Genomic DNA, 26,438 nt, shown 5'->3' with positions numbered 1-26,438 from the left:
ATCCGCTTACGCCCGCGCGAGACGAATGATCTCGTCGAGGACGAATTTGCGCGATTGCGGTGGCGTCAGATTGTGGTCGGCATCCGGCAGCATCAGCAGCCGCACGTTCGGATAGCGGGAAAGCCTGGCGCCGCGCGGGCCGAAATGGAAATAGACATGGTCGAGGCCGACGTCGCCTTCGCTGTAGATCAGTGTCAGCGGCACCTTTCGCTTGCCGAACAGCGCGAAGGACTGCCGGATCTCACGGGCAATATGGCGCCGGTCGGGAAGCAGTTCGAGCAATGGCGCGACGAAGGGCGACAGCCGCCGGCCACCGGCGATAACGATATTGCGCAGCGCAGACACCACGTCGACTTGACCGCGCAGCAGCCGCTTCAACGTGTCGAGCCGCGCCAGACGCTGGCCGTAATCGTCGAGGCTGCGGGGAACGGAGACGACATGCTCGCGGCGCACCGGCACCTTCGGATCCCAGTAATAGACGAAGGGATTGATCGAGACGACCGCCTTCAGCCGCTCGTCGGCGACGCCGGCGCGGAAAGCTACATAGCCGCCGCTGCAGCGGCCGGCGACCATGATAGGGCCAGCAACGACATTTTCGAGCAGATCGAGCGCGGCGATCGCATCGGCGGTCTGCGTCATCGAATACAGCACCTGCTCCGGCGCATCCGGCCGCGGCGGGCTGTCGCCGACATTGGCGGAATCAAAGCGCAGCGAAACGACGCCATGGCGCGCGAGTTCGCGTGCCATGTCCACCGTTGTCCGTCCCCAGCCGGCATGCCGGTCATAGGCGGTCGACAGGAAGAGCACGGCATTGCCCCTGATCTCGCCAAGCGGTCGGCTGACGACACCGACCAGATGATCGTGACTTCCGAAACGCACCGGCGTTTCCAGGAAACCGTCGCCGGCAAGCGGGATGGTTTCGATCGCGGCCGGCGAATGAACGGCGGATGTCTCCGCGGTCGCCGTCTTCAGCCAGGCCGTCAAAAGCTCGACCACAGCCATGGGTGTCTTGGCGAAGAGCGGATTGGTGACGAGTTCGTCATAGCCGTCGAACACTTTCTGCTCGACATTGGCGCCAAGCGCCTGCAGCGCATCGGCAAAGCCAGTATCTTCGGCCCTAACAGGGCGTTCGAGGATCAGATAGCGGGACGCCGCCAGCCCCTGCGGCGCGACGATGTTGAGCTTGCCGAGCTCGGCGGCGATCTCTTCCGGCATGACGAGCCCGGCGATCTGCACCTTTGCAGCCTGCACATGCTCATGGCCGAGGCCGAGATCGGCGTCGATGATCTTCGACCACATGTTGAGCTCACGCAGATAGGCGCGGCCGCTCAGCACCGGCGCCAGCATGACGAGGCTATCGACGCCCTCGATCGAGGAGCCGATCCGCTGGGCAAGGGTCGCGCCGAGACCTTGGCCGATCAGGATGATGCGGTCGCAGCCGGTAAGCGATTTCAGCTTGGCGGCCGCCGCGCGGATGGAGTTTTCCCAGGTTTCCAGCCTTGCCGGCAGCGCACCAAAATCGAGCGCATCGCCGGTGCCGCGATAATCGAAACGCAGACTGGGCACGCCTATATCGGAGAAATGTTCAGCCGCGACCCGGAAGAACTTGCGGCTGCACATCTCCTCGAAGCCCCATGGACTGACGAAAAGGACCGCGGCCGAGCGCTTGGCAGCTTCAGGATTCTCAGGCATGAACAGCCCGATCGTCCCATCGAAGACAACGGGCAGGGCGGCGCTGCGTCCGGCACCCTCAGCCGGTTCGAGCGAAAATTCGCCGGGCGCCACCTTGGCGCGGTCTGGATCGCCGGGGCGCCCCGGTGCAATGAAGTCGATTACGCGGCTGACCTGCCGCCGCAGTGCCGACGGCATTTTTTCGACAATGGAACGCATCACCTCGACATCCTCGACGGGCACGGCGCGCAGCACTCGGAGTGCGGCGAAATGCGCAATCGTGCCGGCGATTATCGCGAAGATAAGACCGATCGGGCCATGGACGAATTCCAGCACTGAAATCGCCGCGCAGGCGCACAAGACGGAGGCGAGCGTCACCTTCGTCAGGCTTGCGTAGAGACCCGAAAGCTGGGACCCGAATCCTGTCTGTCTGATCATCATCACCGACATCGCAACGAACACGAGAATGCGTACGATTGCGGCCCCCTCGGCGGCAAGCCTAGGTATGATCAGTAAACAACCCGCTACCATGAGGATGCCACCTATCACACTGATGTTGAGGCGGGAGCGGGCCTTGTCCATCGACAGCAGATAGAGGCTGAGGATCTGCATGAATGTATAGGCGGGAGCGACGAGCGCGAGCAGCGCGACCACCGTGCCGCTGCGGCGGAAGGCTTCCCCGAACACGACGAGCACCAGTTCGCTGGAGATGGCAGCCAGCCCGAGGCTCATCGGCAGCACGATATAGGCCATGCTGCGGGTGACGGCGGCGAAGACCTCGACCGGCAAGGTCGAATCGTCGCTGCTGTGCCGCCGTTCGGAATAATAGGGCAGCAGGCTGCCGGTCATCTGGATCGGCAGTTGCAGAGCGATATTGGCAATCGACAGGCCGACCGCATAATAGCCGACCATTTCCACCGACCAGAACTGCTGCAGGAAGAGCAGTTCGAGACGGTTGAGAAAGATAGAATCGATGATGAACTGGATCGACAGGATGATGGAGGAGGAAGCGAGGTACTTGAGTGAAACCCCGCACCAGTCGCGCCGCGCCAGAAGGATCGGCAGTGTGGCGAAAAACAGCACGAGCTGGCCGAGCGCATAACCGACGAGAACGCCCTCGACGCCATAGAGCACGGCGCCGGTGGCGACCCCAGCGAGCTGGATTATCGAGACGGCGACGGTCAGCTTGAAGAAGCTGCCGAGCTTCTTTTCGCCGATCAGGTAGAATTTGACGAAAGATCCGATCGCCTGGATGAAAAACAGCGCGCCGGTGACGAGCGCAACGGAGGGCGCGGTTTCTGCCCAGTGCATCTCCTCCGAAGTCAGGAAGAACAGGGCGTAGAGCGCCAGCAGCAGCACTGTCGAAAACATCATGAAGCTGACGAGGATGGCGGCAAAGCCTCGCCGGCGGCGCGCGTCATAGCCCTCCGCCGAAAGCTGCGGCAGGGTCTTGAGCAGCGTGATGCTGGAGCCGAGTTCGGCGATCGAGGCGCCCGTCATCACCAGCCACAGCGAGAAGGCAACGATGCCGTTGGCCTCCGGCCCAAGCAGGCGCGCGGTGATGATCGAGGAGACGAAGCCCGTCAGCAGCAGCAGCATGCCTGCCGCCGCATTCATCACCGAATTTGCGATAATACCCTTCGACATCTGTCCATCCGCGGGGATCAGCCTAAAGCGCGTCGCGATCTTTCAGATTCGCTCCTCGCGCTTTAGGTTTTTGTTTTACGCATGTCGTTATCGCAAAACTGCTGCACACTTTTGCGCAACATGCTTTGCGGCCGCATGCCCGTCATCACTAATGCGAAAATGTTAAAATAAAGCGGAGTGGTGACCTCACCTTAGCTCGCCTGCATCGCCGCCAGCTTCTGGAGCGCCTTCTCATAACTGTTCTCTGCGAGGTAGCGCAGCAGGAACTCGCGCGCCTTGTCGGCCTTCTCTCGCGCGCGCTCGGGCGCACGGAAGATGTCGCCGAGATGCGCAGCCGCGATTTCGGGAGAAGGATCCGCCCAAACCGCGCCCGGCAGCCCCGCAAATTCAGGATGGGAATCGACGACGGGGATGAGGGGAGAGGCGACTAGCCAGCTGTTCTCGGGGTCGCAGAAATCTTCTGTGCCCGACCAAGCGGTTGATATGACAGGGGTACGATGCATGATCGCCTCGGCAACCGTCAGCCCGAAACCTTCTGAGCGATGCAGCGAGAGATAGGCATTGGAAGAGCGGATGAGGCCGTTGATCTCGGCATTCGAGAGCTTGTCGGTGATGATCCGGATACGGCTATCGCCAGCGACCGAAGCAATCAGTTCGCGTAATCCCTGATCCTTGCCGATATCACCGCTCGCCTTCATCAGCAGAAAGGCGCTCTGGCATTCGGCGCTGAACAGTCTGAAGGCTTCGATGACGGCTTGCGGGTTCTTCCGGTTGATCGAGGAGCCGGCGCTGAAGATGAAGCTGACGAGAAAGGCATCTTTCTCGATGCCGAACTTCTCCCGCATGCCCTCTGCGGCCGGCTTCTCGGTGACGGGATGCGGAACCACGATGACGGGCGCCGCCGTCAGCGGTGCAATCGTCCGTCTGGTGAATTCCGAGGGTACGAAGACGGCATTCATGTAGCGCAACCCGTTGCGCCACTCCGCCGGCGCGACTTCAAGCTCCCAGGCGAAATAGCCGATGTTGAAGGCGCGGGTGAAATTGGCGACACCCATCTTCAGGATGGCGCGCGGCAGCATCGGCGGGTTGAGATGCCAGATACGGCTTCCCGGCGGTTCGGCCGGAAGGTCCGACGACACCCAGCCGTCAAAGGATTTTTCATCCGGATGCGTGCTGACATCTGAGAGCGAAATCGCCCGTCCCGCTTGGGAAAGCGCCCCGGCACAAAGCCTTGCCGATTCACCGACACCAACGGGCATCGAGAAATAGCCGATGATTTCGACCGGCTTGCGCGGATTGAAGGCGAGACGCGACCGCGGGATCAGCCGCTGCAGGAGATGGGCGCGTAGATAGCGGTATATCGTTCTCAAATCACGATCTTTCCGGTGAGCTTGCATTGTTCCCTGCGAGCCTCAGCCCGCGAACCCGGCCCGACGCGAACTGCCTAGACTTCTGATTTCGCCCGTTGGCGGGACATCGCTGTCCGTGCCGGAGAGCGCGGAGAGCTTCACGCGCCGTGCTCGGCCGGGAGCAAGATGGAACCAGTCGTCGTCGGCCCTGTAGCCTTCGACGTCGATATGCACGGATTGCGCCAGCCGGTCGGTCTTGAGATCGATGACCCAGCTGTCGCCGTCTCTGCCGAGTGACGCCTCGATGCTGGCGTCGTGCAAGGCCTTTCCGCGTCCGCAGGGGAAATTGAAGCTTTCCGCGAGAACGACGCCATCGGCGAGGGAGCGCAGGCGCGCCACACTGGCATCATGGGCCGGCGGGCCGAAACGGAAGGCATAGGTCGTATCGAAGAAGGCGCCGAACAGCGCGGTGGTGGCAAAGCGTTCGGCGCCTCTTGCAGCCAGCTTGAAAGCCATGTTGCCGCTGACGACCTGCTGTTTTCCATCACTGAGGCAGAAGACCTCGAGTTCCAGGTCGAGATCGGTGTCCGTCTCGTTGACGACATGCACGTCGAGACCGTTGGTTCCCTCATCGGTGAAGATCGCCTGAACCGGCCGGAAGGCTCGGCGCATCGCATACCAGACAGGTTTCGGCTCGCCGGTGGAATCGATCACGCCCCAGCCGGGGCCGGGCAACAGATCCTGCAGCGTCCAGACGAGTGCTCCGTTGCAGCCGGAGCCCTTGCGCCGCCATTCGGCGAAGGTCTCTTCGATCACCTCGCCGGTCACGGCGCGGGAAAGATCGAGGTAGCGCTCCTGATCTTCGCGGCGCAGCCGGGCCGGGTCGAAACCGTAAAGAAGCTTCAAATAATAGTCGCGAACATCCTCGAAATCCCAGGATGCGCTGCGATCGCGGGGCACACGCGCCTTCCACAGCGGGCTGTGGACGGGGGGCACATCGAGATGGCGCTGCAGCGTCCTTTGCTGCGGCACATGCGCAAAGGCGAGGCTTTCGGAGGCAAAGCGCACATTGGCGCGGCGGGCATCGGCAATCGGCCGCATATAGGCGCCGACCCCGTAATAATGCGCAATGCCGGAATTGGGCGAAAAGGGCATCGCTCCGCCATAGGGCGAATTCGGCACATAGGGCACGTCGGGACGCATGCGCGCGGCGATGGCCGGGATGATTTCGTCGGTCACCGGTCCGCTCCAAAATTCCATGGGCAGGCCGAGCATCGCCGCCTGCTGATGAATCTCGCTGCCGCCGCAGAGAACCGCGAGCGAAGGCGACGCCTGGACGCCGTGCAGGAATTCCTCAACCTCGGCATGCACATGGCCGAGGAAAGCCTTGTCGTTGCGCGGATAGTCGAAATTGGCGAACATGAAATCCTGCCACACGAACAGACCGAGCTCGTCGCAGAGCGCAAAGAAATCGGGCGTCTCATAGGCCATGGTGCCGCCGATGCGGATCATGTTCATGCCGGCTTGGCAGGCAAGCCGCAAGAACGGCTCATAATCCGCGCGCCCGCCCGGCAGCTGCGCAATATCGGCGGTCGTCCAGACCGCGCCGCGGCAGAAGACACGCTCGCCGTTGACAAGGAGCGCGAAGTCTTCGCCATCCGCACCACGGTCGACGTCGATGCGCCGGAAGCCGGTGCTGCCGAGCGAATATTCCTCGCCGCCGGAAACCAGCGTCAGATCGTAGAGACGTGGCGTGCCGTGCGTATGCGGCCACCAGGGCTCGATGTCGGACAGCTTGAGGATAGCCGAATAATGATTTTCGCCGATCTTCTCGAAAGGCTGTTCCATGCCGCCGCAGCGCAGCAGCATTGCCGGGTCTTCTGTATTGTTATGCAAGGAAACGCTCAGCCGGCCGGCGCCGCTTTCCTCCAGTACCGCGCGGATGCAGACATTGTCGATCGATTTGGTATCGCGTTGCACCAGTGAAATCGGCCGCCATGGCCCGACGGCGTGGATATCGGGGCACCAGCCTGGCATATGGCCGAGCAGCGTCGTGCGGAAATTCTTCAGGCCCGCCGGCGTGATCATCTGCGGCCGCCAGCGCGCCCGCGGACCGGGTTCGGACAAGCGGGGGGCGAGCGCCCGGAAGCAGAGCGCCAGCTCGTCGCCACCCGAAAGCGTCACCGGGAGCTCATGCGCCGTGAACATGCTTTCGGAAAAGAGGATTTCCTGACCGTTGAGGAAGACATTGCAGATCGTGGCCAGCCCGCGGAAACGCAGGATGGCTTCGCCGGGCTCCGCATCAAAAAGCCGGCAGAGATACCAGGCGTCTTTCGTATTCAACGGTTCGGGATTTTCGCGATCGAAGAGCCCGGCTTTTTCAAGCGCTGCCGCAACCGTGCCGGGAACGGGCGCAGGGATGAACTGCGCGGAAAGAGGAATATCGTGTGGTACGGCGCAGGCACCCGGCTCCGTCAGGATCAGATTCCAGCCTTCGGAAAGCACGCTTTCCCGGGCTCCGATGCTTGCCAAACGCCCCCGCATTGTCTGATCTCCAGCCTCAGATTCGCTCCGCAAGCGATGCCATCATGGAATCCCATGCATCGGCGGCCGGATCAAGTGCCGCCTGCAGCGGCTCGAACTTCCTGCGGGCAACGGCGCGGGCAAGCTGGAACTGCACGGACTTCGCCGCGTCTGAAATGCGTCGCGCATCCTCGGCGGCGGCCGTAAATTCGGGAGAGAGCCAGAGCAGATGATCGGCCGCCAGCTCGAAATTGGCGCCGACCTGTCGAAGCGTGTTGAAGGCGTATTTGTGGAAGAAGCCAAACGGCCGCTCCGCCACCGCTTCCACCTGCTGGGGGAAGACGCGCGCGAAGGCGCGGATAGGGTTTTCGCGGGGACGCCTGGCGAAGTGAAAACCCGCAAGCCGCCGTGCGGTCGCGCGCAGATGCGCTTCGTCGGCGGGCTTTTCCGGAAACCGGGCAAATTCCGTATAGGGCAGGAAGGGGGCGTCGTTCTCCGTCAGCTGCTGCTGGAACAGCCCATCGAAATCCTCGCCTTCGAGGCGGAAATAGCCGGCATTGTGAAAATACTCGACGCGCTTTGCCGCAACGTCCAGCCGGTTGACTGCAACCGTCGTCTTGCCATGCTCCTGCCGATAGGAGGTGCCGCGCGTATCCGGCATGTAGAAGGAATCCATCTCGATCAAGCAGAGACGACCGCGTGCGATCTGCACTTCGACATGCCTTTCGACGCGGTCGTAGATCGCAAGCTCGGTCGCGCGGATGCCGTAGAGCGCTTCGAGATCTTCGAGCGGCACCTTGAAGAAGGTGAACTGGTCGCCCTCGAAATCCTGCGCCAGGGTGAAGCCCAGCATCGCCTCAGGGGCGACGCCCGCCGTCGCCAGCACCTCGATCCAGAGATCGACATAGCAGTTGGTTTCCGGCCAGGCACGTTCGCCGGAATGCAGCGCGTGCTGCCGGTAGCTTTCCGGTCTGATCCCCGGGAAAACCGATGCCATTGAGTTCATCAGCCCCATAGCGCTTTCCGCACGCTGGCCGGCCACTGCTTCACGTCGAGCCCGTGATGATGGAACAGGGCGAGCGCGATACGCTCCAGGCCGAAGCCGACGCAAGCGGTGTGCGCAACGCTGCCGTCTTCCAGATTGAGACCCCACTTCAGGCCGAAGGAATCCTGGTGATAGTTGAAGCTCATGCAGGCCGTCGGCTTGGCAACTGAGGTAATCGGGATCAGCAGCTCGAACTTCAGGTTCTGGTCACGCTGGTTGTTGACCATCATTTTGCCGGCGCGGCCGAAGAACGGGTCGTTGGCAACGTCGATGGTCACATCGAGGCCGAGTTGCTTCATCATCTCGACACCGCGATCCATCCATTTCTGACGGAAATCGGTGACGTGCTGCTCCGTTCCCATGCAGACATATTCGCGCATGCGGAAGAGCTGCTGGCGGGCCGGGTCCTTGGACGGCTCGTGACGGAAACAATAGGATTGCAGATCGAACAGGCCGCCCGTCTTCGGCAGGTCGCCGCGCTTGGCGACCGTCGGATAGAGCGGGTAGCAGGCAGCCGGTGTCAGCACGATATCGGTCGCTTGCTGGTCCTTGGTCCAGTCCTCGCCGACCTCCATGCATTCAAGCAGGCTCATATGGTCGAGCTCGCTGCCGCAGAAACTGTGCACCGTGCCGGCAAGCTGCGGGAAGCTTTTCATATAACCGCTCTTTTCGAAGAGCGCGCGGTTCATGCCGGGCGGGAAACGCATCGCCTCGGCGCCGTCGGCACCGCCGAACCTGTCGATCAGCCGTTCGAAGGCTGTGATGACATCTTCGAACTGGCCGCTGCGGCCATAGAGACCGTCAACGCCGGTATCGATCAGCAGGCCGGACTCGAAGAGCCGGTCCAGAAACGAGGTCTGCATATCCATGGCTTTACCCCAGTAGGCTAGTGTCCTGCTTGTGGACGAGAAGCATGCTCGATGTGTTGGCGAGGATGCGGTCGTTCGAAATCATGAGCTGTGCGGAATGGGCGTCGCGCAGATGGCGTCCGAGGCTGAAGGGCGTGCCGTTCTTGTAGCCCATGATGCCGCAGATCAGCATGGCGTGATTGACGATCTCCAGGATCGTCTCGGAAGAGGCAATCTTGACGTTGTTCATCGCCACCGCAAAACCCATCGACGACAGCCTGTCCGGGTCTGATTTGGCGTCCTGATAGGCCTTGAGCCCAGCAACGACGTTGGATTTCACCATCTGCAGCAGGTTCGAGACCTCGGCGAGGCGCATCGCGCCCGGCGGCTGGGCGTCTGGCGCCTTGCGGGCAGCGGCGCGCACAAAGGCTTGGGCGCGGGCGACGGCATCGACCGCGATGCCGTACCAGACGCCGCTCCAGAGCAGGTGCGAGGAAGCGAGCATGGATTGCGCGGCAATTTCCGCGAAAGGCTTCGGCAGGATCTGCCGCGCCGGCGCTTGGCCTTTGAAGAGGAAGCCGTCGGAGCAGGTGCCACGCATGCCGAGCGTATTCCAGACATGCGTTTTCTCGAGCGTGTACTGGTCCTTGAGGAAGGCCGTCAGCACCTGATCGGAGGAGGCCGCCTGCGGATGGGCACGCGAAGTGATAAGGATGGCGTCGGCATGCGAGCCGTAGGAAATGACGGTCGCATCCTTTTCGAGGCGGCAGGTATCACCGTCGATCTCGATCGCGCAAATGCTGTTGCGCAGGTTTCCGCCGATGCCGCCTTCGGTGGTGGCCGACGCGATCAGCAGCTGGTCGGCGGCGATGCCGCGCATGAAGCCGCGGTGCCATTCGCTCTCGGCGCCGTGTTCGACGAGGCTGGACAGCTTGATATGGTGCATGGCGAAGACCATGGCGCTTGCCGCGCAGGCCTGGCCGAGCATCGAGCATAATTCGGCGATTTCGGTGGTCGAGGCCGATTCACCGCCGAGCTGGCGCGGCACCTGAATGCCGAGCAGCCTCTCGGCCTTCATCGCATCCACGGCTTCCCGCGGGAAGCGGCCTTCGATGTCGACGGCGTCCGCATGTCTCGCCGCAACTTCGGCGACACGCGCGGCCCTTGCGACAAGACCGTCCTCTATGATCTTGACGGGGAAGTTCATCAGGCGACCTTCCGACCATCCTGGATAATATCGACCGTCTTGGCGATGGCCGAGATGCTCGCGAAGGATTTGCGGTTCAGCAGATTGTCGGGAAATTCGATGTCGAACGCCTCTTCAATGCCGAGCATCAGCTGCACCGAGGCAAAGGACGTCAGACCTGCCGCATAAAGATCGGCGTCGTCGGCGATCTGGTCAACCGGCGTAGGAAGTTTGCCGAATTTGGCTACGAGGTCGCGGATTGTCTTATTCATCCCATCACTCCAAGGTTCTCATGATCCCGAACCGGCGTTCATCGCCTTGTCATGAGCGTCCTTTTAGTGCGGAAAACAGAACATTCCGCTAATAGGTTGGGTTAAAGATGATGGGTCCTCATAGTTAGGATTTTAACGATCCTTCCGGTGACGGCAGGAATATTCATTTTACATCAATGAACTAAGATCATTTCAATGGAAATGCTCGACGCGGCTTCCGACGCGGCGAGTACAGAAATGATACGCAAAAGCGCGACCTCGGGTCAGTCAGCCGGCGGATAGGAATGCTCGCCGCCGCGGTAATCCGAGATGGAATAACACCCGTCGCCCGTCGTCCGAACAGTGCTTCCGCTGACAACGGCTTTACCATGGCCGCCCGGGATGTCGAGAATGTAAGTCGGCTGGCAGAGGCCGGAAATCCGTCCGCGCAGCGCCGCGACGATCCTCTGCCCCTCCTCGATTGTCAGTCTGAAATGGCTGGTGCCGGGCGCGAGATCGGGATGATGGAGGTAGTAAGGTTTGACGCGGATTTCGACGAAAGCCTTCATCAGTTCGGCAAGAATCGCAGGGTCGTCGTTGATACCCTTGAGCAGCACCGATTGGCTGACCATGGCGATGCCGGCATCGACCAAGCGCGCGCAGGCCGCCCGCGCTTCCATCGTCAACTCTCTGGCATGGTTGGCGTGCAGCGCCACATAGATTGTCTTGCCACTTGCCTTCAGCGCGGCAATGAGCGCCGCATCGATTTTCTCCGGATCGACGACGGGGACGCGCGTATGGAAACGCACGATCTTCACATGGGCAATATCAGCGAGCGCCTCCATGATCTCGCGGAGTCGGCGCGGTGAAAGCACCAGCGGGTCGCCGCCGGTCAGGATGACCTCCCAGATATCCTGATGACTCCCGATGTAATCGAAGGCTGCCTCCATCGCCGCCGCATCGAGCGCGCCGAGACCCTGCGGCCCGACCATTTCGCGGCGGAAGCAGAAACGGCAATAGACCGGGCAGACATGCACGGCCTTCAGCAGCACCCGGTCCGGGTAACGGTGCACAATGCCCTCGACCGGGCTGTGGGCGTGATCGCCGATCGGATCGGCACGTTCTTCGAGCCCGACAATGAGTTCGGCCGCATCGGGCACGAATTGCCGGCCGATCGGGTCGCTGGGATCGGCGTGATCGATCAGCCTGGTGACGGTAGGCGTCAGCGCGATGGCGTAACGCGCGGCGACCGCCTCGAGCGCTGCGCGGTCGGCAGGCGCGGCAAGCCCCGCCTTCACGAGATCGTCGACGCTCTTGATCTGTTTGACGGCATTCATCTTCCGTACTCCGCAACCGGCGCCCACAGCACTTGGTCGATCCGCGACGCCCCCGTGGCCAGCATCACCAGCCGGTCGAAGCCGAGCGCGATGCCGCTTGCCTTGGGCATCAGCGACAGCGCGGCAAGAAAATCCTCATCAATCGGGTAAGTCTCGCCATAGATCCGCGCCTTCTCGGCCATTTCGATCTCGAAGCGCCGCCGTTGTTCGCCGGCGTTGGTGAGTTCGCCGAAACCATTGGCAAGCTCGACGCCGCAGGCATAGAGCTCGAAGCGTTCGGCAACCCGGGGGTCGCGCGCCGAGGGACGTGCAAGTGCGGCCTCCGAGACCGGATATTCGTCGAGAATGGTGATACGGCCGAAGCCGAGATGCGGCTCGATCTTTTCGACCAGCACCCGGCTGAAGAGATCGGCCCAGCCGTCGTCATCGGCGACGCGCATGCCGACACGCCTGAGTTCGGCCGCCAGATGCTCGCGATCCGTCGAACCGTCGGCGGCAACGGAGGCAAGAAGATCGATGCCGGCATGCCGCTCAAAGGCTTCTGCGACGCTGATCCGCTCCGGCCCGGCGAAGGGATCGCTTTCGCTGCCACGATAGGAAAGTTTGTCCGTCTTCACTGTTTCGGCCGCCAGCGCCAGGATCCGCACGCTATCCATCATCAGGCTCTCATAGCTTTCACCGGCCCGATACCATTCGAGCATGGTGAATTCTGGATGGTGCAACGGCCCGCGCTCGCGATTGCGATAGACATGGGCAAAACACGAGATGCGTTGTTCGCCCGCAGCAAGCAGCTTCTTGCAGGCGAATTCCGGCGAGGTGTGCAGATAGAACGGTGCCGCCTGACCGTCCGTCGTTATCGCTTGCGTCGCGAAGGCATGCAGATGCGCTTCGTTGCCGGGGGAGACCTGCAGCACCGCCGTGTCGACCTCGATGAAATCCTCGCGCGCGAAAAACCCGCGCAGCGCAGCCTGAATCGCATTGCGCCCGATCAGGAATGGGCGGCGGTCGGCATGCACGGACGGGGTCCACCAGGGGGACGCTTTGGCCGAAAAGTTCATTCCAAGCTTTCTTCGCCGGAGAAGCCGGTATGGGGGTGGCTATTTCCCGGATTTTAGGTTAGTTGCGCCCCCAAAGAAAAACATTTGCGTCTTGGGGCGTCTCGACAGTCCTCTACGACGCCGAAAGCCGAGTTACAAGGAAGTCTTATGGTCAAGGTCATCGCCTCTTCGGTCCGCAAGGGCAACGTTCTCGACGTGGACGGTAAGCTCTACGTCGTTCTCACCGCCCAGAACTTTCATCCGGGCAAGGGCACGCCGGTCACCCAGGTCGACATGCGCCGCATCGTCGACGGCGTGAAGGTCTCCGAACGCTGGCGCACCACCGAACAGGTCGAGCGCGCCTTCGTCGAAGACGTCAACTTCCAGTACCTCTATGAAGATGGCGAAGGTTTCCACTTCATGAACCCGGCGACCTACGACCAGGTGGTCGTCAGCGCGGAAACCATGGGCGACCAGAAGGCCTATCTGCAGGAAGGCATGACCTGCATCCTGTCGATCCACGAAGGCATTCCGCTGGCGCTCGAACTGCCCCGCCACGTCACGCTCGAGATCGTCGAGACCGAACCGGTCGTCAAGGGCCAGACGGCATCCTCGTCCTATAAGCCGGCCATGCTCTCCAACGGCATCCGCACCTCGGTCCCGCCGCATATCGACGCCGGCACCCGCGTCGTCATCGCGACGGAAGACAATTCCTACGTCGAACGCGCCAAGGACTGATCCTGGTTTTCATCGATTGAAGAGGCCGGCTCACGCCGGCCTCTGACTGAAATGTGGAATGCAGGCAGGTGTCGATGCCGCGTCCACTCGCAGCGCGCGATTGTTTCGGACTGCTCGTTTGCCGGAGTATTTTCGCTCAGCCAAAGCTGCACCAATTCCAAGAGCCGAATCAGATTACCTTTCGGACCTCGCTCTCGAAGCTCATGACATGAGCCATTGCGATCTTTTCAGCTTCATCTGAATCCCCTCTGCATACCGCCTCAAGCATGAGGACCTGGTCATGCAACACGTCCTCGAGGCGCGGCACCAAGGTCGGAAACCGTTTCATGGCGACGTACAAAATTCTCAGCGACAGATTGTGGTAGTGATCCAGCGTAGCGGACAAGAAAGGGTTTTTCGCCACCCTGTAAATGAAGCGGTGAACCCGGCGATCTAAAGCAAGGATATCATCCAGCGCCATCGGACCGGTTGTTTGCTTGAGCTCATCGATCAGTTGCCGCGCTTCTTGCCGCTCGAACTCGCGCAGCCTTTCCGCAGCCAGTCGGGTTGCCCAGGACTCGATCCGAGCCCGTGCCTCATAGACCGCCGTAAGATCATTGATATCGATCTTACTGACAAATGTGCCGCGCCGCGCGCTGACGACAACGAAACCATCATACTGCAGACGCTGAATCGCCTCCCGGACCGGCGTGCGCCCGACCTCCATGCGTTTCATGATCTCGGCTTCCCGCAGAAGCGTGCCTGGAGGAAGCAGTGTCGTGATGATGTCGTCTCGCAACCGAATATAGGTCCGCTCCGCCAGCGTTGATTCAGCCGCTTCGTAATCCACTTCGAACATATTCGGCGCGTTCCTCTCTCTGTCCATTTCCGCGCAGCTAAGCACTATTCCGCATAGAAAAAAGGCGGTTAACGAATCTGCTTGACTTCATATCATGTCTGCATATTCTTAATATATCAGCAATATATAACGACCAAGAGGGGTTCAAATGAAACATGCTGAATTGACGAAAAAAGCGCAGGGGTTCGTTCTGGCAATCCTGGGTTTGGGGTTGTTGGCGACGGCTGTGCCGTCCGCGGCCAATGCCGACGATCTGGAACTGATGAAGCCGGGCACGCTCGTCGTTACGGTCGAGCCTTACATGCCCTATACGGCGGTCAAGGATGGAAAGCTGGTCGGCCTCGACAGCGATATCCTGACGGCCGTGGCCGATAAGCTTGGTCTCAAGATGGAAATCAACGTCACCGACTTTCCAGGCATGCTCGCTTCCGTGCAGACGCAGCGGGCTGATATAACCATTGGCGGAATTGCATGGTCCGATGCGCGCCAGAAGGTCGGCCTGTTTACGGATCCTCCGTATTATTCGCCGCCGGCTATGGCCGTAAGCGGCACGACGAGTTTTCCGGATGTTGCGAGCCTGGAAGGCAAGAATCTCGGCACTGTGACGGGGTATGTCTGGGCGAAATCGATCGCGCAGGTCCCTAACGCGTCACCTCATACCTTCCCGAGCGCCGAGGGTGTGTTCCAGGATATTTCTTCCGGGCGTCTGGACGTCGGCTTTCTCGATCCGCTGCTGATCACCTATCAACAACAGCAGCGCCCCGACATGAAGGTACGCATCGAATACCTGAAGCCGCCGACAAACGAGCAGGTGGCCGCTCACCCCGATTACAAATACTTCCAGGCCTACATGACCGGATTCTACCTTCCCAAGCAGTCGCCGAAGCTGGCCAAGGCTGTGTCCGATCAGATCGACGCCATGTACAAGGACGGATCCCTTGCCGCCTTGATCACGAAATGGGGCGGTGATCCCAAGCAGTTCCTGGTTCCATCGCCCGAAATGGCGGCACAGCGGCGCGGCGTTGACCGTCCCGCCGACTGGAACCCGCCCTCCATCGAAAAGTGAGATCGAAGCATGACGGCGTTGTCATCCCTCACCGATATTTTCCAGGTGCCCTGGAATGACTACGTCGGAAACATTGTCGTGGGTCTGCTCAGGACCCTCGGCTACACCGTGGCCGGGTTCATCGGCGCGACGATCCTTGGTCTTGCCCTTGCGCTGATGAGGCTCAATCGGCTGCGCCTGGTCCGTGTCCCCGCAGCCTTTTACACCGAGCTCTTTAAAAACGTACCGCTTCTGGCGATCATTTTTCTCACCTACTTCGGCCTGCCTTCCGTAGGCGTCAGGCTGGAGGTTTTCGAGGCCGGAGTGTTGAGCTTGGTGCTCTTCTACGCCGCTTATCTGTCCGAGATCTTTCGGGCAGCTATCGCCGGCGTACACCAAGGCCAGCAAGAGGCGTCTCAAGCTCTCGGGCTAGGGCGAGGCAAGACATTCAGCCATGTCGTCCTGCCGCAGGCGGTTCGGCTGGCGCTTCCCGGCACCAATACGATGTTCGTCGACTTGATCAAATCGACCTCGCTGCTTGTGACGATCTCCGCTGCTGAACTGATGACGCAAGCACAGTTGATAGCCTCGGAAACATTCCGGGCGCTTGAAGTTTATCTCGTGATCTCCGCGGCCTATTTCGCCATCTGCTACCCGGTGTCACAATGTCTGCTTCTGCTGGAGCGCAAGATCCATGCCGGCGCGCCATTGTCATTGGCCAGAAGGCGACGGCTCAAGTTAGCCAGAACCTATCTCGCCCAGGGGAGAGTCTGACCCATGACGACCACTCCTGCCAAAACCGTCTTCGTATCAAACCAGCCGGCCGGTCGCCCCGCCGTCAAAATTAGCGGATTGCGCAAGTCTTTCGATGGGCGCCTGGTGCTCGACCGCGTCGATCTCGAGGTTCCTGTCGGCAAAATCATAAGTATCATTGGCCAGAGCGGCGGAGGAAAGACCACTCTCATGCGCTGCGTCAATCTGCTTGAACGTCCCGATGAGGGAACGATCAGCGTCGGCGATGAGACGATCTTCGCCGACGGCCAGGTGACCTGCCGCAATCTTGCAAAGCTTCGGCAGCGCGTCGGCATGGTGTTTCAGCGTTTCAATCTGTTCCCGCATCTGACGGCCGTCGAGAACGTCGTTCTCGCTCAGATGCACGCAGCCGGGATCGGCGAGAAAGAGGCTGTGAAACGGGCCGTGAAACTTCTGACGAGAGTGGGCCTTGCCAAACGGGCGATGGCCTATCCGGAACAGATGTCGGGCGGCGAGCAGCAGCGTGCGGCGATTGCACGCGCCTTGGCGCTGGAACCGACGGTTTTGCTGTTCGACGAGCCGACATCGGCGCTCGATCCTGAATCGACCGGCGAGGTCCTCCGCGTCATGCGGGAGCTTGCTGCCGACGGCATGACGATGATCCTCGTCACCCATGAGCTGCCCTTTGCGAAGGAAGTGTCGGATTGGGTCGTTTTCATCGACGGCGGCCTTATCATCGAGCAGGGAACCGCCGCAGATGTGCTTGACCGCCCAACGGAAGCACGCACGGCCGCCTATGTCGCGCGCTACGCTTCGCCAGGTTAGCTCTTGGTCTGATCAGGCATCCAAGCCTCGTTTCACTAAAAGATAAATCCACATCTCATGAACAAGCTAACAACAGATATCGCCGTCATCGGCGGCGGCGTGATCGGCGTGGCAACCGCTCTGCGGCTGCGTGCCGACGGTCGCGATGTCGTCCTGATCGAACCCAACAGACCCGGTTCGGGCGCATCTTACGGCAATGCCGGAACGATCGCCGATTATGCAATCATTCCCGTCGGCACGCCTGCTGTTCTGAAGAACCTGGCCTCGCTGCTGCTCAATGCCGACAGCCCGCTGTCCATCCGCAAGGCGGCATTGCCGACATTGTTTCCATGGCTGATGCGTTTTGCCTACGAATCCCTTCCTCACAGATACAGAGACAATGCGAGCCGCATCGCCGACCTTCTGTCCGACGCTTCATCGGAATGGCTCGAGCTTGCAGCAGAGATTGGCGCCTCCGATCTCTTGAGCGCGAAAGGATGCCTCTACCTCTACCAGACTCCCGAGGCCTTCAAGGCGGCCGCTTCGGATGTCCAGCTTCGCCGAAACTACGGGATCGCGCAGCAGCTTCTCACCCCCGATGAAGTTCATAGCCTGGAGCCTCGGCTGCCGCAGGCCCACGGCGGCGGGCTTTTCTTTCCGAAGGCGATAAACTTCGCCGATCCTGGCGAGGTCATGAGCGTGATGGAAGCCGCCGCCAGACAAGCGGGCGTCAAGTTCGTCCGGGACTCCGTGATATCGATTTCGCGGGAGCGGAACGGCGTGAGGATGATGGCTTCAGCCCACAGCATTCGCGCCCGAGCCGCGGTGATCGCCGCCGGCGCTCATTCCCGCGGTCTGGCTCTGCAGCTCGGAGAGCACATACCCCTGGACACCGAGCGTGGCTATCATCTGGAATTCGATATGGAAACACCGCCGGTGGAACGACCGGTGTGTCCGACGCATCATGGATTTTACTTTTGCCCGATGCGTGGCCGGCTGCGCGTCGCTGGCACCGTGGAACTCGGAGGCCTCACCGCGCCTTCGAACCCGAGGCGCCTCGAAGTGTTATTGGCAAACGCCCGCAGGATCTTCCCGACGCTTGGTGAACCAAGCCGGAGCTGGATGGGCTTTCGCCCTTCCATGCCCGATTCCGTTCCCGTCATCCGGCCTTCAAGAGGTGGAAGGGATGTCGTGTTTGCTTTTGGACACGGGCATATCGGCTTTACGCTGGCACCGCGGACAGCCCGCATGGTCAGCTCTATTCTTGCCGCTTGATCGCGTCACGAATCGTGCCTGCGACATCAGCAGGCCTTTATCCTCGATCTCACAGATGCGGGTTGCGCGGCCGGTATTTCTTGACGAGCTTCTGGTTGATCTCGGCTGCACCCGGCATGTTGGCGCTGAGATAAACCGGCGCATCGCCGGCTTTCGAAAGCTCCGAGGCAACTTCGGCAAAGATCGCATTGATGATGGTCACCCCGACCGCCGTCGAGACCGGTCCGACCCGAAGTCCTGTTCCTTCGAGATCGACAACGGCGTCACCCGGCGGCAATCCGTTGTCGAGCACCACGTCGGCGACGTCGGCGAGCCGGCGGCGACCATTGGCGATCGCCGAGGAATAGGCGATCGACGTGATGGCGATGACCTTTGCGCCGATGTCGCGCGCATAGTCGGCCGCCTCGATCGGCGCGGCGTTCACACCCGAATTGGAGGCGATGATGATAACGTCGCCCGGCTGCATGCCGTAACGCTCCAGCATCGGCCGCACAAGGCCCTGTGTGCGCTCATAGACCGAACTGATGACGGCGCCCTCATGCAGCATGGCGGAGCCGACAAGCACCGGCACGGTGAAGGCGAGCCCGCCGGCGCGGTAGTGCACCTCTTCCGCCAGCATGTGCGAATGGCCGGTGCCGAACACATAGACGCGCTTGTCGTCGCGGGCGGCATCGAGGATGACCGCCGCGGCCTGCGCCATCGGTTCGGCGAGCGCCTGCCTCAACGTCTCCAGCCGGCCGATCAGGTTGGAGAAATAGGCATCGGTAATGTCGGTCATCCCGCTTCTCCTTGCGTTCAGGCTGCCTCGCCGGCAAGCCAGGTGGCGGTGACAGTAAGCGCATCTGTCAGATGTACGAGATCGGCGCGCGCGCCCGGCGAGAGATGGCCACGATCGGCAAGCCTCAGGAAACGCGCGGGATAGAGGGTCGCCATGCGCAAGGCCTCGGCGAGCGTCAGGTCGAGATAGGTGACGCCGTAGCGGATCGCCGAGATCATATCGACGTCGGAGCCGGCGAGCGTCCCGTCGGAAAGCACGAGCTTCGAGCAGAAGCCGCCCCTTTCGCGCCGAACGGTGCGTCCGTTCAGCGTGAACGAGTCCTGTTGCGAGCCGACAAGCGACATCGCGTCGGTGACGAAGAACAGCTTGCCTTCGCCGCGCTTGGCGCGCAGCGCCGTGCGCAGGGCCTTCGGATCGACGTGATGGCCGTCGGCAATGATGCCGCACCAGGATGCGGGATGATCGATGGCCGCGCCGACCAGGCCCGGAGCACGGTGGCCCATCTGGCTCATCGCGTTGAAGAGATGCGTGACCCCGCGCGCTCCGGCATCGAACCGTTCCTCCGCCGCCTCGCTGGAACAATCGGAATGGCCGATGCTGACGGTGACGCCGGCTTCGGCAAGCTCGCGCACCTGGGCGACCGTCACCTGCTCGGCGGCGATGGTGACGAGCAGCGTGCCGATCGACTCACGTGCCCGGATGAAGGCCTTGATGTCACTATCCTCCACCGGCCGCATCAGCTCGGCCAAATGAGCGCCCTTGCGGGCTGGCGCCAGATGCGGGCCTTCGAGATGCAGGCCGGCGACGCCGCGGTTTTCTTTCACAGCCTCCTTCGCCGCTTCGATAGCGGCACTGGTCGCCTCGGATGTGTCGGTGATCAAGGTCGGCAGCAGCGACGTCGTGCCGTAAGGCCGATGCCCGCTGGCGATGATATCCATCGACGCTGGGGAAGGCTCATCGTTCAACATTCGGCCGCCGCCGCCATTGACCTGCGCATCGATGAAGCCGGCCGACAGGATGCCGCCCGCAAGAGCGACCGTCTCGCCATCGGGCAGGTCGTTTACCGCGATGATCGCTTCGACGCGGCCGTCGGCAACGATGAGCGCCTTGTCGTCATGGAAGCGCTCGCCGTCAAAGATGCGGGCGCCGACGAAGATCTTGCGGACCATCAGATCGTCTCCGTCACCTTGAGTAGGTTCGCCGGCCGGTCGGGATCGAAGCCCTTGCGGCGTGTCACCGATTCGATCAGCCGGTAGTAGACGAGCAGCGACACCAGCGGATCGATCAGGCCATTGCCCGTCGTCGGCACGCGCAGATTGATGCCGGGAAGCGGCTGTGCCGAAAAACCGACGGTGGTGGCGCCGAGCTTCTGCAGCCGCTCCAGCGCCTGGCCGTTATTGGCGAAGGCCGCATCGTCAGGCGCGAAGGCGACGATCGGAAAGCCGGGCTGCACCAGGCGCATTGGACCGTGCATCAGTTCCGCTAGCGAAAAGGCCTCGGCATGCAGGCCGGAGGTTTCCTTCGCCTTCAGTGCCGCTTCTAGCGCGATCGCAAAGGCCGGGCCGCGGCCGGCCGTATAGAGCGAGGTCGCATGGAACAGCACCTCCTCGACCGCCGCCGTTTCGATACCTGCGGTCGCCGAAAGCGCCTCCGGCAGTTTTTCAAGCGCTGCCTGCAGGCCGGACGCGCCGCCGATCGCGGCCGTCACGCCGGAAAGGGCGGCGACGGAGGCAATGAAGGATTTGGTCGCCGCCACGCTTTTTTCCGCGCCGGCGTTAAGACCGAGAACGATATCGGCCTGTTTGGCAAGCGGGCTGTCGGTGACGTTGACGACGGCGATGGTCGTCGCCCCACCCTTCTTCGCCGCCTCCTGCAAAGCCACGATGTCAGGGCTGGCCCCCGACTGCGAAACGGTGAAATGCACACCGCCCTTCAGATGGAGGGCAGCGCCGTAGACGGAAGCGATTGACGGTCCCACCGATGCGACCGGTACGCCGCAGGTGATCTCGAAAAGATATTTGAAGAAGGTGGCGGCGTGGTCCGAGGAGCCGCGCGCCGCCGTGGTCACCACGCTCGGGCGGGCGGACGAAAACAGCCGGGCGATTTCCGCAAAGACCGGTTTTTCCTTTTCGAGAAGCGTGGCCACCACCACCGGCGACTGGCCGGCTTCCTGCAGCATCAGCGACTGGTTCTCACTCATGGTCATCTCCAATTCTCAATTCGGCAACGAAATCATAGGCATCGCCGCGGTAGTGCGAGCGGGTATATTCGACGACGCGCTGGTCTTCCAGGCGCGAGACACGTTCGATCAGAAGCGCCGGTGCGCCTGCCTTGACGTTCAGCATCGCGGCATAGGACGCATCGAGCGTGACGGCGGTCAGCCGCTGCAGCGCACGCACCGGTCGGTGGCCATTCGCCGCCAGCGCATCATAGAGCGATCCCTCGCCGCCGGCGTTCTCCCCCAGAAACTTGACCGGCACGACGGCCCGCTCGATCGCCAGCGGCAGGCCGTCGGCGAGGCGCAGACGGTCGAGTCTCAGAACCGGTTCGCCGGCGCCGAGGCCGAGCAGAAAGGATTCCTCCGGAGACGGCGTGTTGACCTCGCGCGACAAGATGCGTGCGGCCGGGAGACGCCCGCGCGAGCGCATGTCGGCGGAGAAGGAGGAAAGCCGCCAGAGCGACTGTTCCATGCGCTCCACCCTACCCGATACGAAAGTACCGCTTCCGTGGCGTGATTCCAGTGCGCCCGCCGCCATCAGGTCGTGATAGGCAGCGCGCACGGTGACGCGGCCAAGCTTGAGAGCCTCGGCAAGGTCGCGCTCGCCCGGCAGCGCCGTGCCGGCCTTCAGCAAGCCCTCCTGAATGAGGCTGGTCAGCGCCTGCGCCAGCCGCTTGTAGAGCGGCCCGGCCAACGCTTCGTCGCGCAGGCCGCGTCTATTGAGTTCAGCTACTAGACTGGTTCTATCCATGGGCAGACAATAGAACCTATATAGAACCAATCGGCAAGTCTGAATCGGACAAGGCATAAAAAAACCCTCTCCGGCAAACCGAAGAGGGTTCATAACGGTCAAATTTGACAGCCGTGCGTCTCTAGAATGCTCAGCTCTTGGTGAAGATGTAGTCCGTCTCCTGGCGCAGCACTTCGCCGGGGCGCAGGACCGCATTCGGAAAGCCTTCGTGATTGATGGCATCCGGCCAGACCTGCGTTTCCAGGCAGAAGCCGGCGAACGGGCCGTATTTGCGCCCGCCGAGGCCGGGAGCACCTGTATTGAGCTTGAAGCCGGCATAGAACTGCACGCCCGGCTCGGTGCTGCGCACTTCCAGCGACACGCCGGAATAGAGGCTGCGGGCGAGTGCCACAGTCCGCTTGGCGGTGCGTTCGCGAGACAGGCAGAAATTATGGTCGTACAATGCCTGTTCATTGCCGACGAAACGCTTCATCGGAGCCATCTCGCGGAAATCGAATTCAGTGCCGGCAACGGGCCGGATTTCGCCGGTCGGCACCTGCTTTTCGTCGGTCGGCAAATAGTGATCGGCGGCGATCATGATGTCGTGGCCCAGCGCATCGTCGCGGCCGTCGAGATTGAAATAGGCGTGCTGGCAGACATTGGCGAGCGTCGGCTGGTCGCTGGTGGATTCGTAGGTGATCGACAGCTCGCCGTTGCCATGCACCCGGAACATCGCCTGGATGGTGCAATTGCCGGGGTAGCCGGCGCGGCCGTCGGGATCGACGATCTTCATCACCAGCCGGTCGACGTCATGCTCGACGATCGTCCAGTTGCGCTTGCCGATGTTGTCGCTGCCGCCATGCAGATGCGTCACGCCGTTTTCGTTCCGCTCGAGCTGATAATCCTTGCCGTCGAGCGTGAACCTGCCGCCGCCGATGCGATTGGCGCAGCGGCCGGGCGTTGCGCCGAAATAGGCCGAGTAGAGCGGGTAGTTGTCGAACTCCTCGAAGCCAAGCTGCAGCGGCGCGTCATGTCCCGCAAGGCGCAGATCCTGGATGACCGCGCCCCAGGTGATGATCTTGGCCGTCAGGCCGCCGCCATTGATGACGACGCGATAGACGGTTTCGCCCGCCTTCGTCTGCCCGAAAACATCCCGCTCCAACTTATCCGACATAATCGACCGTCCGTTCCTTTGCGCGTCCGATAAGACGCGCGGCGCTATAGAGTTCCGGACCGGAACCTGCCCGCATTTGCTCCAAACCGCAACCGGGCAGGTCAGAAAGAAATGCCGGTCAAAGATCCATGCCGATCTCTTCGACGTCATAGGGCGTCGTCTGGTAAATCTCATTGATCCAGTTACCGAACAAGAGGTGCGCATGGCTGCGCCAGCGGTTCTGCGGCGCAAGCGTCGGATCATTATGCGGGAAGTAATTATGCGGCATCTTGATCGGCACGCCGGCATCCACATCGCGGAAATACTCATCCGAAAGCGAGGTGGAATCATATTCGACGTGGTTGAACATGTAGAGCCGCCGGCCCCTCTTCTCGTGCACGAGGCATACGCCCATCTCGCTGGATTCCATTAGGATTTCCAGGCTTGCGGATTTCTCGATATCTTCGCGGCGCACCTCGGTCCACCGCGACACCGGAACCTCGAAATTGTCGGAAAAGCCGTTCAGATAGATGGATGAAGGCTTCAGGTTTCGGTGCCGGTAGACGCCGAAGGCCTTTTCCTTCAGCTGATATTTCGGAACGCCGTGGAAGTGATAGATCGCCGCCATCGCGCCCCAGCAGACGTTCATCGTCGAATGGACGTTGGTCTCGGTCCAATTAAAGATCTCCTGCATCTCTGCCCAATAGGTAACGTCCTCATAGGGCAGAAGCTCGATCGGCGCTCCGGTGATGATGAAGCCGTCGAACTTGCGCTGCTTCACCTCTTCCCAGGTCTGGTAGAAGGCGAGCAGGTGATCTTCGGATGTGTTCTTCGCCTTGTGGCCGCCGATGCGGATGAGCGACAGCTCCACCTGCAGCGGCGAAGCCCCGACGAGGCGGGCCATCTGCAGTTCGGTCTTGATCTTGTTGGGCATCAGGTTGAGCAGGCCGATCTGCAACGGTCTTATATCCTGACGGATCGCCATCGTCTCGGTCATCACCCGCACACCTTCCTGAACCAGGGTTTCGAAAGCGGGCAGCGTATCGGGGATCTTGATGGGCATTTGCGGTCAACTCGATCGAAAATAAAAAACCGGCGGCGAAAAAATCGCTACCGGTCCGCACGCGGCCCTTTAGCGACTTCTTTAACGTGGCTGCAAGCCGGCCGGCCAAATCACCACGGAGTGCCTTAATTAGTCCCAGTTGAGCCGCGAATCAACTCCGAATGCATGCAGGAGCGGAGCGTCAAGAATCATCACAGTTTAATGACTGATAAAATCTGTTGATAGACCGGTAACGCCACCATGTTAATAATGACAGTATGGGCGGTTTGGAAAAGCATGATGGCAGATAAGATTGAGGGGAGGCCGGGCACCAGGAGGCAGGATAAGGTTGGTTACGACTTCAGCCTGACATATCGCCTCGGAGTAATGTTCTCGGCATTCTGGAATTCTGAAGTGCGTGGCAAGGTGCTGTTTCTGGCAACAGTGCTGATCCTCGTCATCCTTCTGACAGCTTATGGCCAGGTCATTCTGAACGAGTGGAACGCCCCCTTCTATGATTCGCTCGAGCGCCGCGATCTCGGCGAATTCTTCCACCAGCTCGAAATCTTTGCGATGATCGCCGGCACGCTGCTGCTGCTCAACGTGCTGCAGGCCTGGCTGAACCAGATGACCGCGCTCTATATGCGCGAGGGCCTGTCGCGCGATCTCGTCAATCAATGGCTGAAGCGCAAGCGGGCGCTGCGGCTCGCCTCGAGCGGCCTGATCGGCGTCAATCCCGACCAGCGCCTTCACGAGGATTCCCGTAACCTCGCCGAAAGCACGACAGGGCTCGTTCTCGGCCTCTTACAGTCAACCATTCTTCTGGTGAGCTTCATCGGCGTGCTCTGGGAGCTGTCGAGCGGCTTCGTCTTCCACATCAGCGGCCACAGCTTCTCCATTCCAGGCTACATGGTCTGGGCAGCGATTTTTTATGCCGCCTCCGCCTCGGTGCTGAGTCAGGTCGTCGGCCGCAAGCTGGTCAAGCTCAATGCCGACCGGTTCTCGAAGGAGGCCGAGCTTCGTTTCACGCTGATGCATGCCAATGAGAACATGCCGGCAATCACCGTCGCTCGCGGCGAAGAGAATGAACGCCGGCGCATCAACACCGACATCAGTTCGGTGCTGAGGGTGGTCAAGCGGCTCGCCATGGCCAACACCAATCTCACCTGGGTTTCGGCCGGCTACGGCTGGCTCGTGATCGTTATCCCCATTATCGTTGCCGCACCCGCTTATTTTTCCGGCGGCCTCACCCTCGGGCAGCTGATGATGTCGGTCGGCGCCTTCAACCAAGTCAATACGGCGTTGCGCTGGTATGTCGCCAATTTCGGCCCGATCGCCGAATGGCGTGCCACGCTGATGCGCGTCACCGACTTCCGCCAGGCGCTGCTCGACATGGACGAGGACTTTGGTGTGAAGGGCAGCATCGCCTATGAAAACACCACCCCCGACAGGCTGACGCTGAAGGATGTGGTGATCAATGCCAAAATCGGCGAAGACATCGAGGAATGCGGCGGTTTTCGCCTGCGTGAAACCGACATCGTGATCAAGGCCGGCGAAAAGATCATGATCAACGGCGATCATAGCGTCAACCGCAAACTGCTGTTCCAGGCCTTGGCCGGGCTCTGGCCGTGCGGCAGCGGCACGATGGGTCTGCCGCCGATCGACGACATGCTGTTCATTCCGCAGATTGCCTATATTCCGGGCGGCACTTTGCGCGAGGCGCTTGCCTTCCCCGAAAGCCCGGATGCCTACGAGCAGGCTGCCGTCGAGGCGGCCCTTGAAAAGGCCGGCCTGCACTCTCTGATCGCAAGGCTCGATACCCGCGCCCGCTGGGACAAGCTGCTCGACAGCGATGAACAGAAGGCGATCGGCTTCGCGCGCCTGCTGCTGGTGCGCCCGCGTTGGATCATCTTCGACGAAGTGCTCGAGGGCATGGAGCCGGAATGGCAGGAGACGATGTGCAGCGTGCTGACTTCGATACCCGAAACGGGCATGATCTATATCGGCCGCTCTGAAACCTATCTGGAGGCGCTGCAGCCGCGGGTGCTGCATCTGCAGGCTCTGCCTTCGAGATCTGAAGAGCCGCAGCAGCAGGTCGCCCAGACCACCGGCGCCAGCGCCAGTGCGGGCGCAGCCGTCGTCCCCGCGCCGGCGCTTTAAGACCTCCCCA

22 protein-coding genes and 1 riboswitch are annotated in these 26,438 nt (G+C 61.3%); of the genes, 6 read left to right on the top strand and 16 right to left on the bottom strand.

What is annotated here, in order from left to right:
* Nucleotides 1-6: 6 nt before the first annotated feature.
* The 9 genes from NXC14_RS21445 to epmA all read right to left on the bottom strand — a co-directional run bounded on the left by NXC14_RS21445 (nt 7) and on the right by epmA (nt 12,915).
* Nucleotides 7-3,318 (bottom strand): alpha/beta fold hydrolase, encoded by a 3,312-nt coding sequence (locus NXC14_RS21445; RefSeq protein WP_085779844.1) that lies wholly within the window; start codon nt 3,316-3,318, stop codon nt 7-9.
* Between the two features lie 191 nt (nt 3,319-3,509).
* On the bottom strand, nt 3,510-4,688 hold the full coding sequence (locus NXC14_RS21440; protein WP_085779843.1) for a glycosyltransferase family 4 protein: 1,179 nt from the start codon (nt 4,686-4,688) through the stop codon (nt 3,510-3,512).
* A gap of 42 nt (nt 4,689-4,730) precedes the next feature.
* A complete protein-coding gene (locus tag NXC14_RS21435; RefSeq protein ID WP_085779842.1) occupies nt 4,731-7,211 on the bottom strand; it encodes a glycoside hydrolase family 2 protein in 2,481 nt (826 codons plus the stop codon).
* A gap of 16 nt (nt 7,212-7,227) precedes the next feature.
* On the bottom strand, nt 7,228-8,205 hold the full coding sequence (locus NXC14_RS21430) for a DUF1839 family protein (protein ID WP_198175483.1): 978 nt from the start codon (nt 8,203-8,205) through the stop codon (nt 7,228-7,230).
* Entirely contained in the window at nt 8,196-9,104 is a 909-nt protein-coding gene (locus tag NXC14_RS21425) for an amino acid--[acyl-carrier-protein] ligase (RefSeq protein ID WP_085779841.1), read from the bottom strand. The genes NXC14_RS21430 and NXC14_RS21425 overlap by 10 nt, the downstream gene beginning before the upstream one ends.
* Before the next feature lie 4 nt (nt 9,105-9,108).
* On the bottom strand, nt 9,109-10,290 hold the full coding sequence (locus NXC14_RS21420) for an acyl-CoA dehydrogenase family protein (protein ID WP_085779840.1): 1,182 nt from the start codon (nt 10,288-10,290) through the stop codon (nt 9,109-9,111).
* The gene (locus tag NXC14_RS21415) at nt 10,290-10,541 is read right to left on the bottom strand and encodes an acyl carrier protein (RefSeq protein ID WP_085779839.1); all 252 of its coding nucleotides are present in this window, start codon (nt 10,539-10,541) and stop codon (nt 10,290-10,292) included. Before NXC14_RS21415 ends, NXC14_RS21420 begins: the two co-directional genes overlap by 1 nt.
* A gap of 263 nt (nt 10,542-10,804) precedes the next feature.
* On the bottom strand, nt 10,805-11,857 hold the full coding sequence (locus tag NXC14_RS21410) for a lysine-2,3-aminomutase-like protein (RefSeq protein WP_085779838.1): 1,053 nt from the start codon (nt 11,855-11,857) through the stop codon (nt 10,805-10,807).
* Nucleotides 11,854-12,915, bottom strand: coding sequence for an EF-P lysine aminoacylase EpmA (epmA, locus tag NXC14_RS21405; protein WP_085779837.1), 1,062 nt, complete (start codon nt 12,913-12,915; stop codon nt 11,854-11,856). Before epmA ends, NXC14_RS21410 begins: the two co-directional genes overlap by 4 nt.
* A gap of 147 nt (nt 12,916-13,062) precedes the next feature.
* On the opposite strand from epmA, the gene efp reads away from it, so the two are divergent.
* Nucleotides 13,063-13,632, top strand: coding sequence for an elongation factor P (gene efp, locus NXC14_RS21400; RefSeq protein WP_064696465.1), 570 nt, complete (start codon nt 13,063-13,065; stop codon nt 13,630-13,632).
* A 169-nt stretch (nt 13,633-13,801) separates the two neighbouring features.
* Here efp and NXC14_RS21395 read toward each other — a convergent pair whose 3' ends face one another.
* On the bottom strand, nt 13,802-14,470 hold the full coding sequence (locus tag NXC14_RS21395; protein WP_157131437.1) for a GntR family transcriptional regulator: 669 nt from the start codon (nt 14,468-14,470) through the stop codon (nt 13,802-13,804).
* Between the two features lie 148 nt (nt 14,471-14,618).
* Here NXC14_RS21395 and NXC14_RS21390 point away from each other — a divergent pair, with 148 nt between their 5' ends.
* Genes NXC14_RS21390 through NXC14_RS21375 form a run of 4 tightly spaced genes read left to right on the top strand, consistent with a single transcriptional unit; the run spans nt 14,619 to nt 18,347 of the window.
* Complete coding sequence (locus NXC14_RS21390; protein ID WP_085779835.1) at nt 14,619-15,536, top strand: transporter substrate-binding domain-containing protein; 918 nt, start codon at nt 14,619-14,621, stop codon at nt 15,534-15,536.
* A 9-nt stretch (nt 15,537-15,545) separates the two neighbouring features.
* Nucleotides 15,546-16,289 carry an amino acid ABC transporter permease gene (locus tag NXC14_RS21385; protein WP_085779834.1) on the top strand — a complete coding sequence of 248 codons (744 nt, stop codon included), beginning with the start codon at nt 15,546-15,548 and terminating at the stop codon, nt 16,287-16,289.
* A gap of 3 nt (nt 16,290-16,292) precedes the next feature.
* The gene (locus tag NXC14_RS21380; RefSeq protein ID WP_085779833.1) at nt 16,293-17,093 is read left to right on the top strand and encodes an amino acid ABC transporter ATP-binding protein; all 801 of its coding nucleotides are present in this window, start codon (nt 16,293-16,295) and stop codon (nt 17,091-17,093) included.
* A 57-nt stretch (nt 17,094-17,150) separates the two neighbouring features.
* On the top strand, nt 17,151-18,347 hold the full coding sequence (locus NXC14_RS21375; RefSeq protein ID WP_085779832.1) for an FAD-dependent oxidoreductase: 1,197 nt from the start codon (nt 17,151-17,153) through the stop codon (nt 18,345-18,347).
* Nucleotides 18,348-18,396: 49 nt separating this feature from the next.
* Here NXC14_RS21375 and NXC14_RS21370 read toward each other — a convergent pair whose 3' ends face one another.
* The 6 genes from NXC14_RS21370 to metA form a co-directional block, all read right to left on the bottom strand.
* Nucleotides 18,397-19,125 (bottom strand): SIS domain-containing protein, encoded by a 729-nt coding sequence (locus tag NXC14_RS21370; RefSeq protein ID WP_085779831.1) that lies wholly within the window; start codon nt 19,123-19,125, stop codon nt 18,397-18,399.
* Nucleotides 19,126-19,142: 17 nt separating this feature from the next.
* Nucleotides 19,143-20,294: an N-acetylglucosamine-6-phosphate deacetylase gene (nagA, locus tag NXC14_RS21365; RefSeq protein ID WP_085779830.1), complete on the bottom strand. Its 1,152-nt coding sequence runs from the start codon at nt 20,292-20,294 to the stop codon at nt 19,143-19,145.
* On the bottom strand, nt 20,294-21,325 hold the full coding sequence (locus tag NXC14_RS21360; RefSeq protein ID WP_085780237.1) for an SIS domain-containing protein: 1,032 nt from the start codon (nt 21,323-21,325) through the stop codon (nt 20,294-20,296). The genes nagA and NXC14_RS21360 overlap by 1 nt, the downstream gene beginning before the upstream one ends.
* A complete protein-coding gene (locus tag NXC14_RS21355) occupies nt 21,318-22,094 on the bottom strand; it encodes a GntR family transcriptional regulator (protein ID WP_085779829.1) in 777 nt (258 codons plus the stop codon). Before NXC14_RS21355 ends, NXC14_RS21360 begins: the two co-directional genes overlap by 8 nt.
* A 130-nt stretch (nt 22,095-22,224) precedes the next feature.
* Nucleotides 22,225-23,247, bottom strand: coding sequence for an aldose epimerase family protein (locus NXC14_RS21350; protein WP_085779828.1), 1,023 nt, complete (start codon nt 23,245-23,247; stop codon nt 22,225-22,227).
* A 118-nt stretch (nt 23,248-23,365) separates the two neighbouring features.
* Entirely contained in the window at nt 23,366-24,289 is a 924-nt protein-coding gene (gene metA / locus NXC14_RS21345; protein ID WP_085779827.1) for a homoserine O-succinyltransferase, read from the bottom strand.
* Nucleotides 24,290-24,338: 49 nt separating this feature from the next.
* A riboswitch (SAM riboswitch) is annotated at nt 24,339-24,416 on the bottom strand.
* Nucleotides 24,417-24,529: 113 nt separating this feature from the next.
* On the opposite strand from metA, the gene NXC14_RS21340 reads away from it, so the two are divergent.
* The gene (locus tag NXC14_RS21340; RefSeq protein WP_198175482.1) at nt 24,530-26,428 is read left to right on the top strand and encodes an ABC transporter ATP-binding protein/permease; all 1,899 of its coding nucleotides are present in this window, start codon (nt 24,530-24,532) and stop codon (nt 26,426-26,428) included.
* Nucleotides 26,429-26,438 lie beyond the last annotated feature (10 nt).

The sequence above is a fragment of the Rhizobium sp. NXC14 genome (assembly GCF_002117485.1).
GTDB lineage: Bacteria > Pseudomonadota > Alphaproteobacteria > Rhizobiales > Rhizobiaceae > Rhizobium.
The sequence above is the reverse complement of the archived record's forward strand: the minus strand, read 5'-3'. Positions and strand labels throughout refer to the sequence as shown.

Bases quoted from the DNA above. Each gene is read 5' to 3' on its own strand.
- NXC14_RS21435 (WP_085779842.1), bottom strand. From the start codon at position 7,211: ATGCGGGGGCGTTTGGCAAGCATCGGAGCCCGGGAAAGCGTGCTTTCC.
- NXC14_RS21340 (WP_198175482.1), top strand. From the start codon at position 24,530: ATGTTAATAATGACAGTATGGGCGGTTTGGAAAAGCATGATGGCAGAT.
- epmA (WP_085779837.1), bottom strand. From the start codon at position 12,915: ATGAACTTTTCGGCCAAAGCGTCCCCCTGGTGGACCCCGTCCGTGCAT.
- NXC14_RS21350 (WP_085779828.1), bottom strand. From the start codon at position 23,247: ATGTCGGATAAGTTGGAGCGGGATGTTTTCGGGCAGACGAAGGCGGGC.
- NXC14_RS21385 (WP_085779834.1), top strand. From the start codon at position 15,546: ATGACGGCGTTGTCATCCCTCACCGATATTTTCCAGGTGCCCTGGAAT.
- efp (WP_064696465.1), top strand. From the start codon at position 13,063: ATGGTCAAGGTCATCGCCTCTTCGGTCCGCAAGGGCAACGTTCTCGAC.
- NXC14_RS21375 (WP_085779832.1), top strand. From the start codon at position 17,151: ATGAACAAGCTAACAACAGATATCGCCGTCATCGGCGGCGGCGTGATC.
- NXC14_RS21360 (WP_085780237.1), bottom strand. From the start codon at position 21,325: ATGAGTGAGAACCAGTCGCTGATGCTGCAGGAAGCCGGCCAGTCGCCG.
- NXC14_RS21430 (WP_198175483.1), bottom strand. From the start codon at position 8,205: ATGGGGCTGATGAACTCAATGGCATCGGTTTTCCCGGGGATCAGACCG.
- NXC14_RS21415 (WP_085779839.1), bottom strand. From the start codon at position 10,541: ATGAATAAGACAATCCGCGACCTCGTAGCCAAATTCGGCAAACTTCCT.
- NXC14_RS21370 (WP_085779831.1), bottom strand. From the start codon at position 19,125: ATGACCGACATTACCGATGCCTATTTCTCCAACCTGATCGGCCGGCTG.
- NXC14_RS21380 (WP_085779833.1), top strand. From the start codon at position 16,293: ATGACGACCACTCCTGCCAAAACCGTCTTCGTATCAAACCAGCCGGCC.
- NXC14_RS21420 (WP_085779840.1), bottom strand. From the start codon at position 10,290: ATGAACTTCCCCGTCAAGATCATAGAGGACGGTCTTGTCGCAAGGGCC.
- metA (WP_085779827.1), bottom strand. From the start codon at position 24,289: ATGCCCATCAAGATCCCCGATACGCTGCCCGCTTTCGAAACCCTGGTT.
- nagA (WP_085779830.1), bottom strand. From the start codon at position 20,294: ATGGTCCGCAAGATCTTCGTCGGCGCCCGCATCTTTGACGGCGAGCGC.
- NXC14_RS21395 (WP_157131437.1), bottom strand. From the start codon at position 14,470: ATGTTCGAAGTGGATTACGAAGCGGCTGAATCAACGCTGGCGGAGCGG.
- NXC14_RS21410 (WP_085779838.1), bottom strand. From the start codon at position 11,857: ATGAATGCCGTCAAACAGATCAAGAGCGTCGACGATCTCGTGAAGGCG.
- NXC14_RS21425 (WP_085779841.1), bottom strand. From the start codon at position 9,104: ATGGATATGCAGACCTCGTTTCTGGACCGGCTCTTCGAGTCCGGCCTG.
- NXC14_RS21390 (WP_085779835.1), top strand. From the start codon at position 14,619: ATGAAACATGCTGAATTGACGAAAAAAGCGCAGGGGTTCGTTCTGGCA.
- NXC14_RS21355 (WP_085779829.1), bottom strand. From the start codon at position 22,094: ATGGATAGAACCAGTCTAGTAGCTGAACTCAATAGACGCGGCCTGCGC.
- NXC14_RS21445 (WP_085779844.1), bottom strand. From the start codon at position 3,318: ATGTCGAAGGGTATTATCGCAAATTCGGTGATGAATGCGGCGGCAGGC.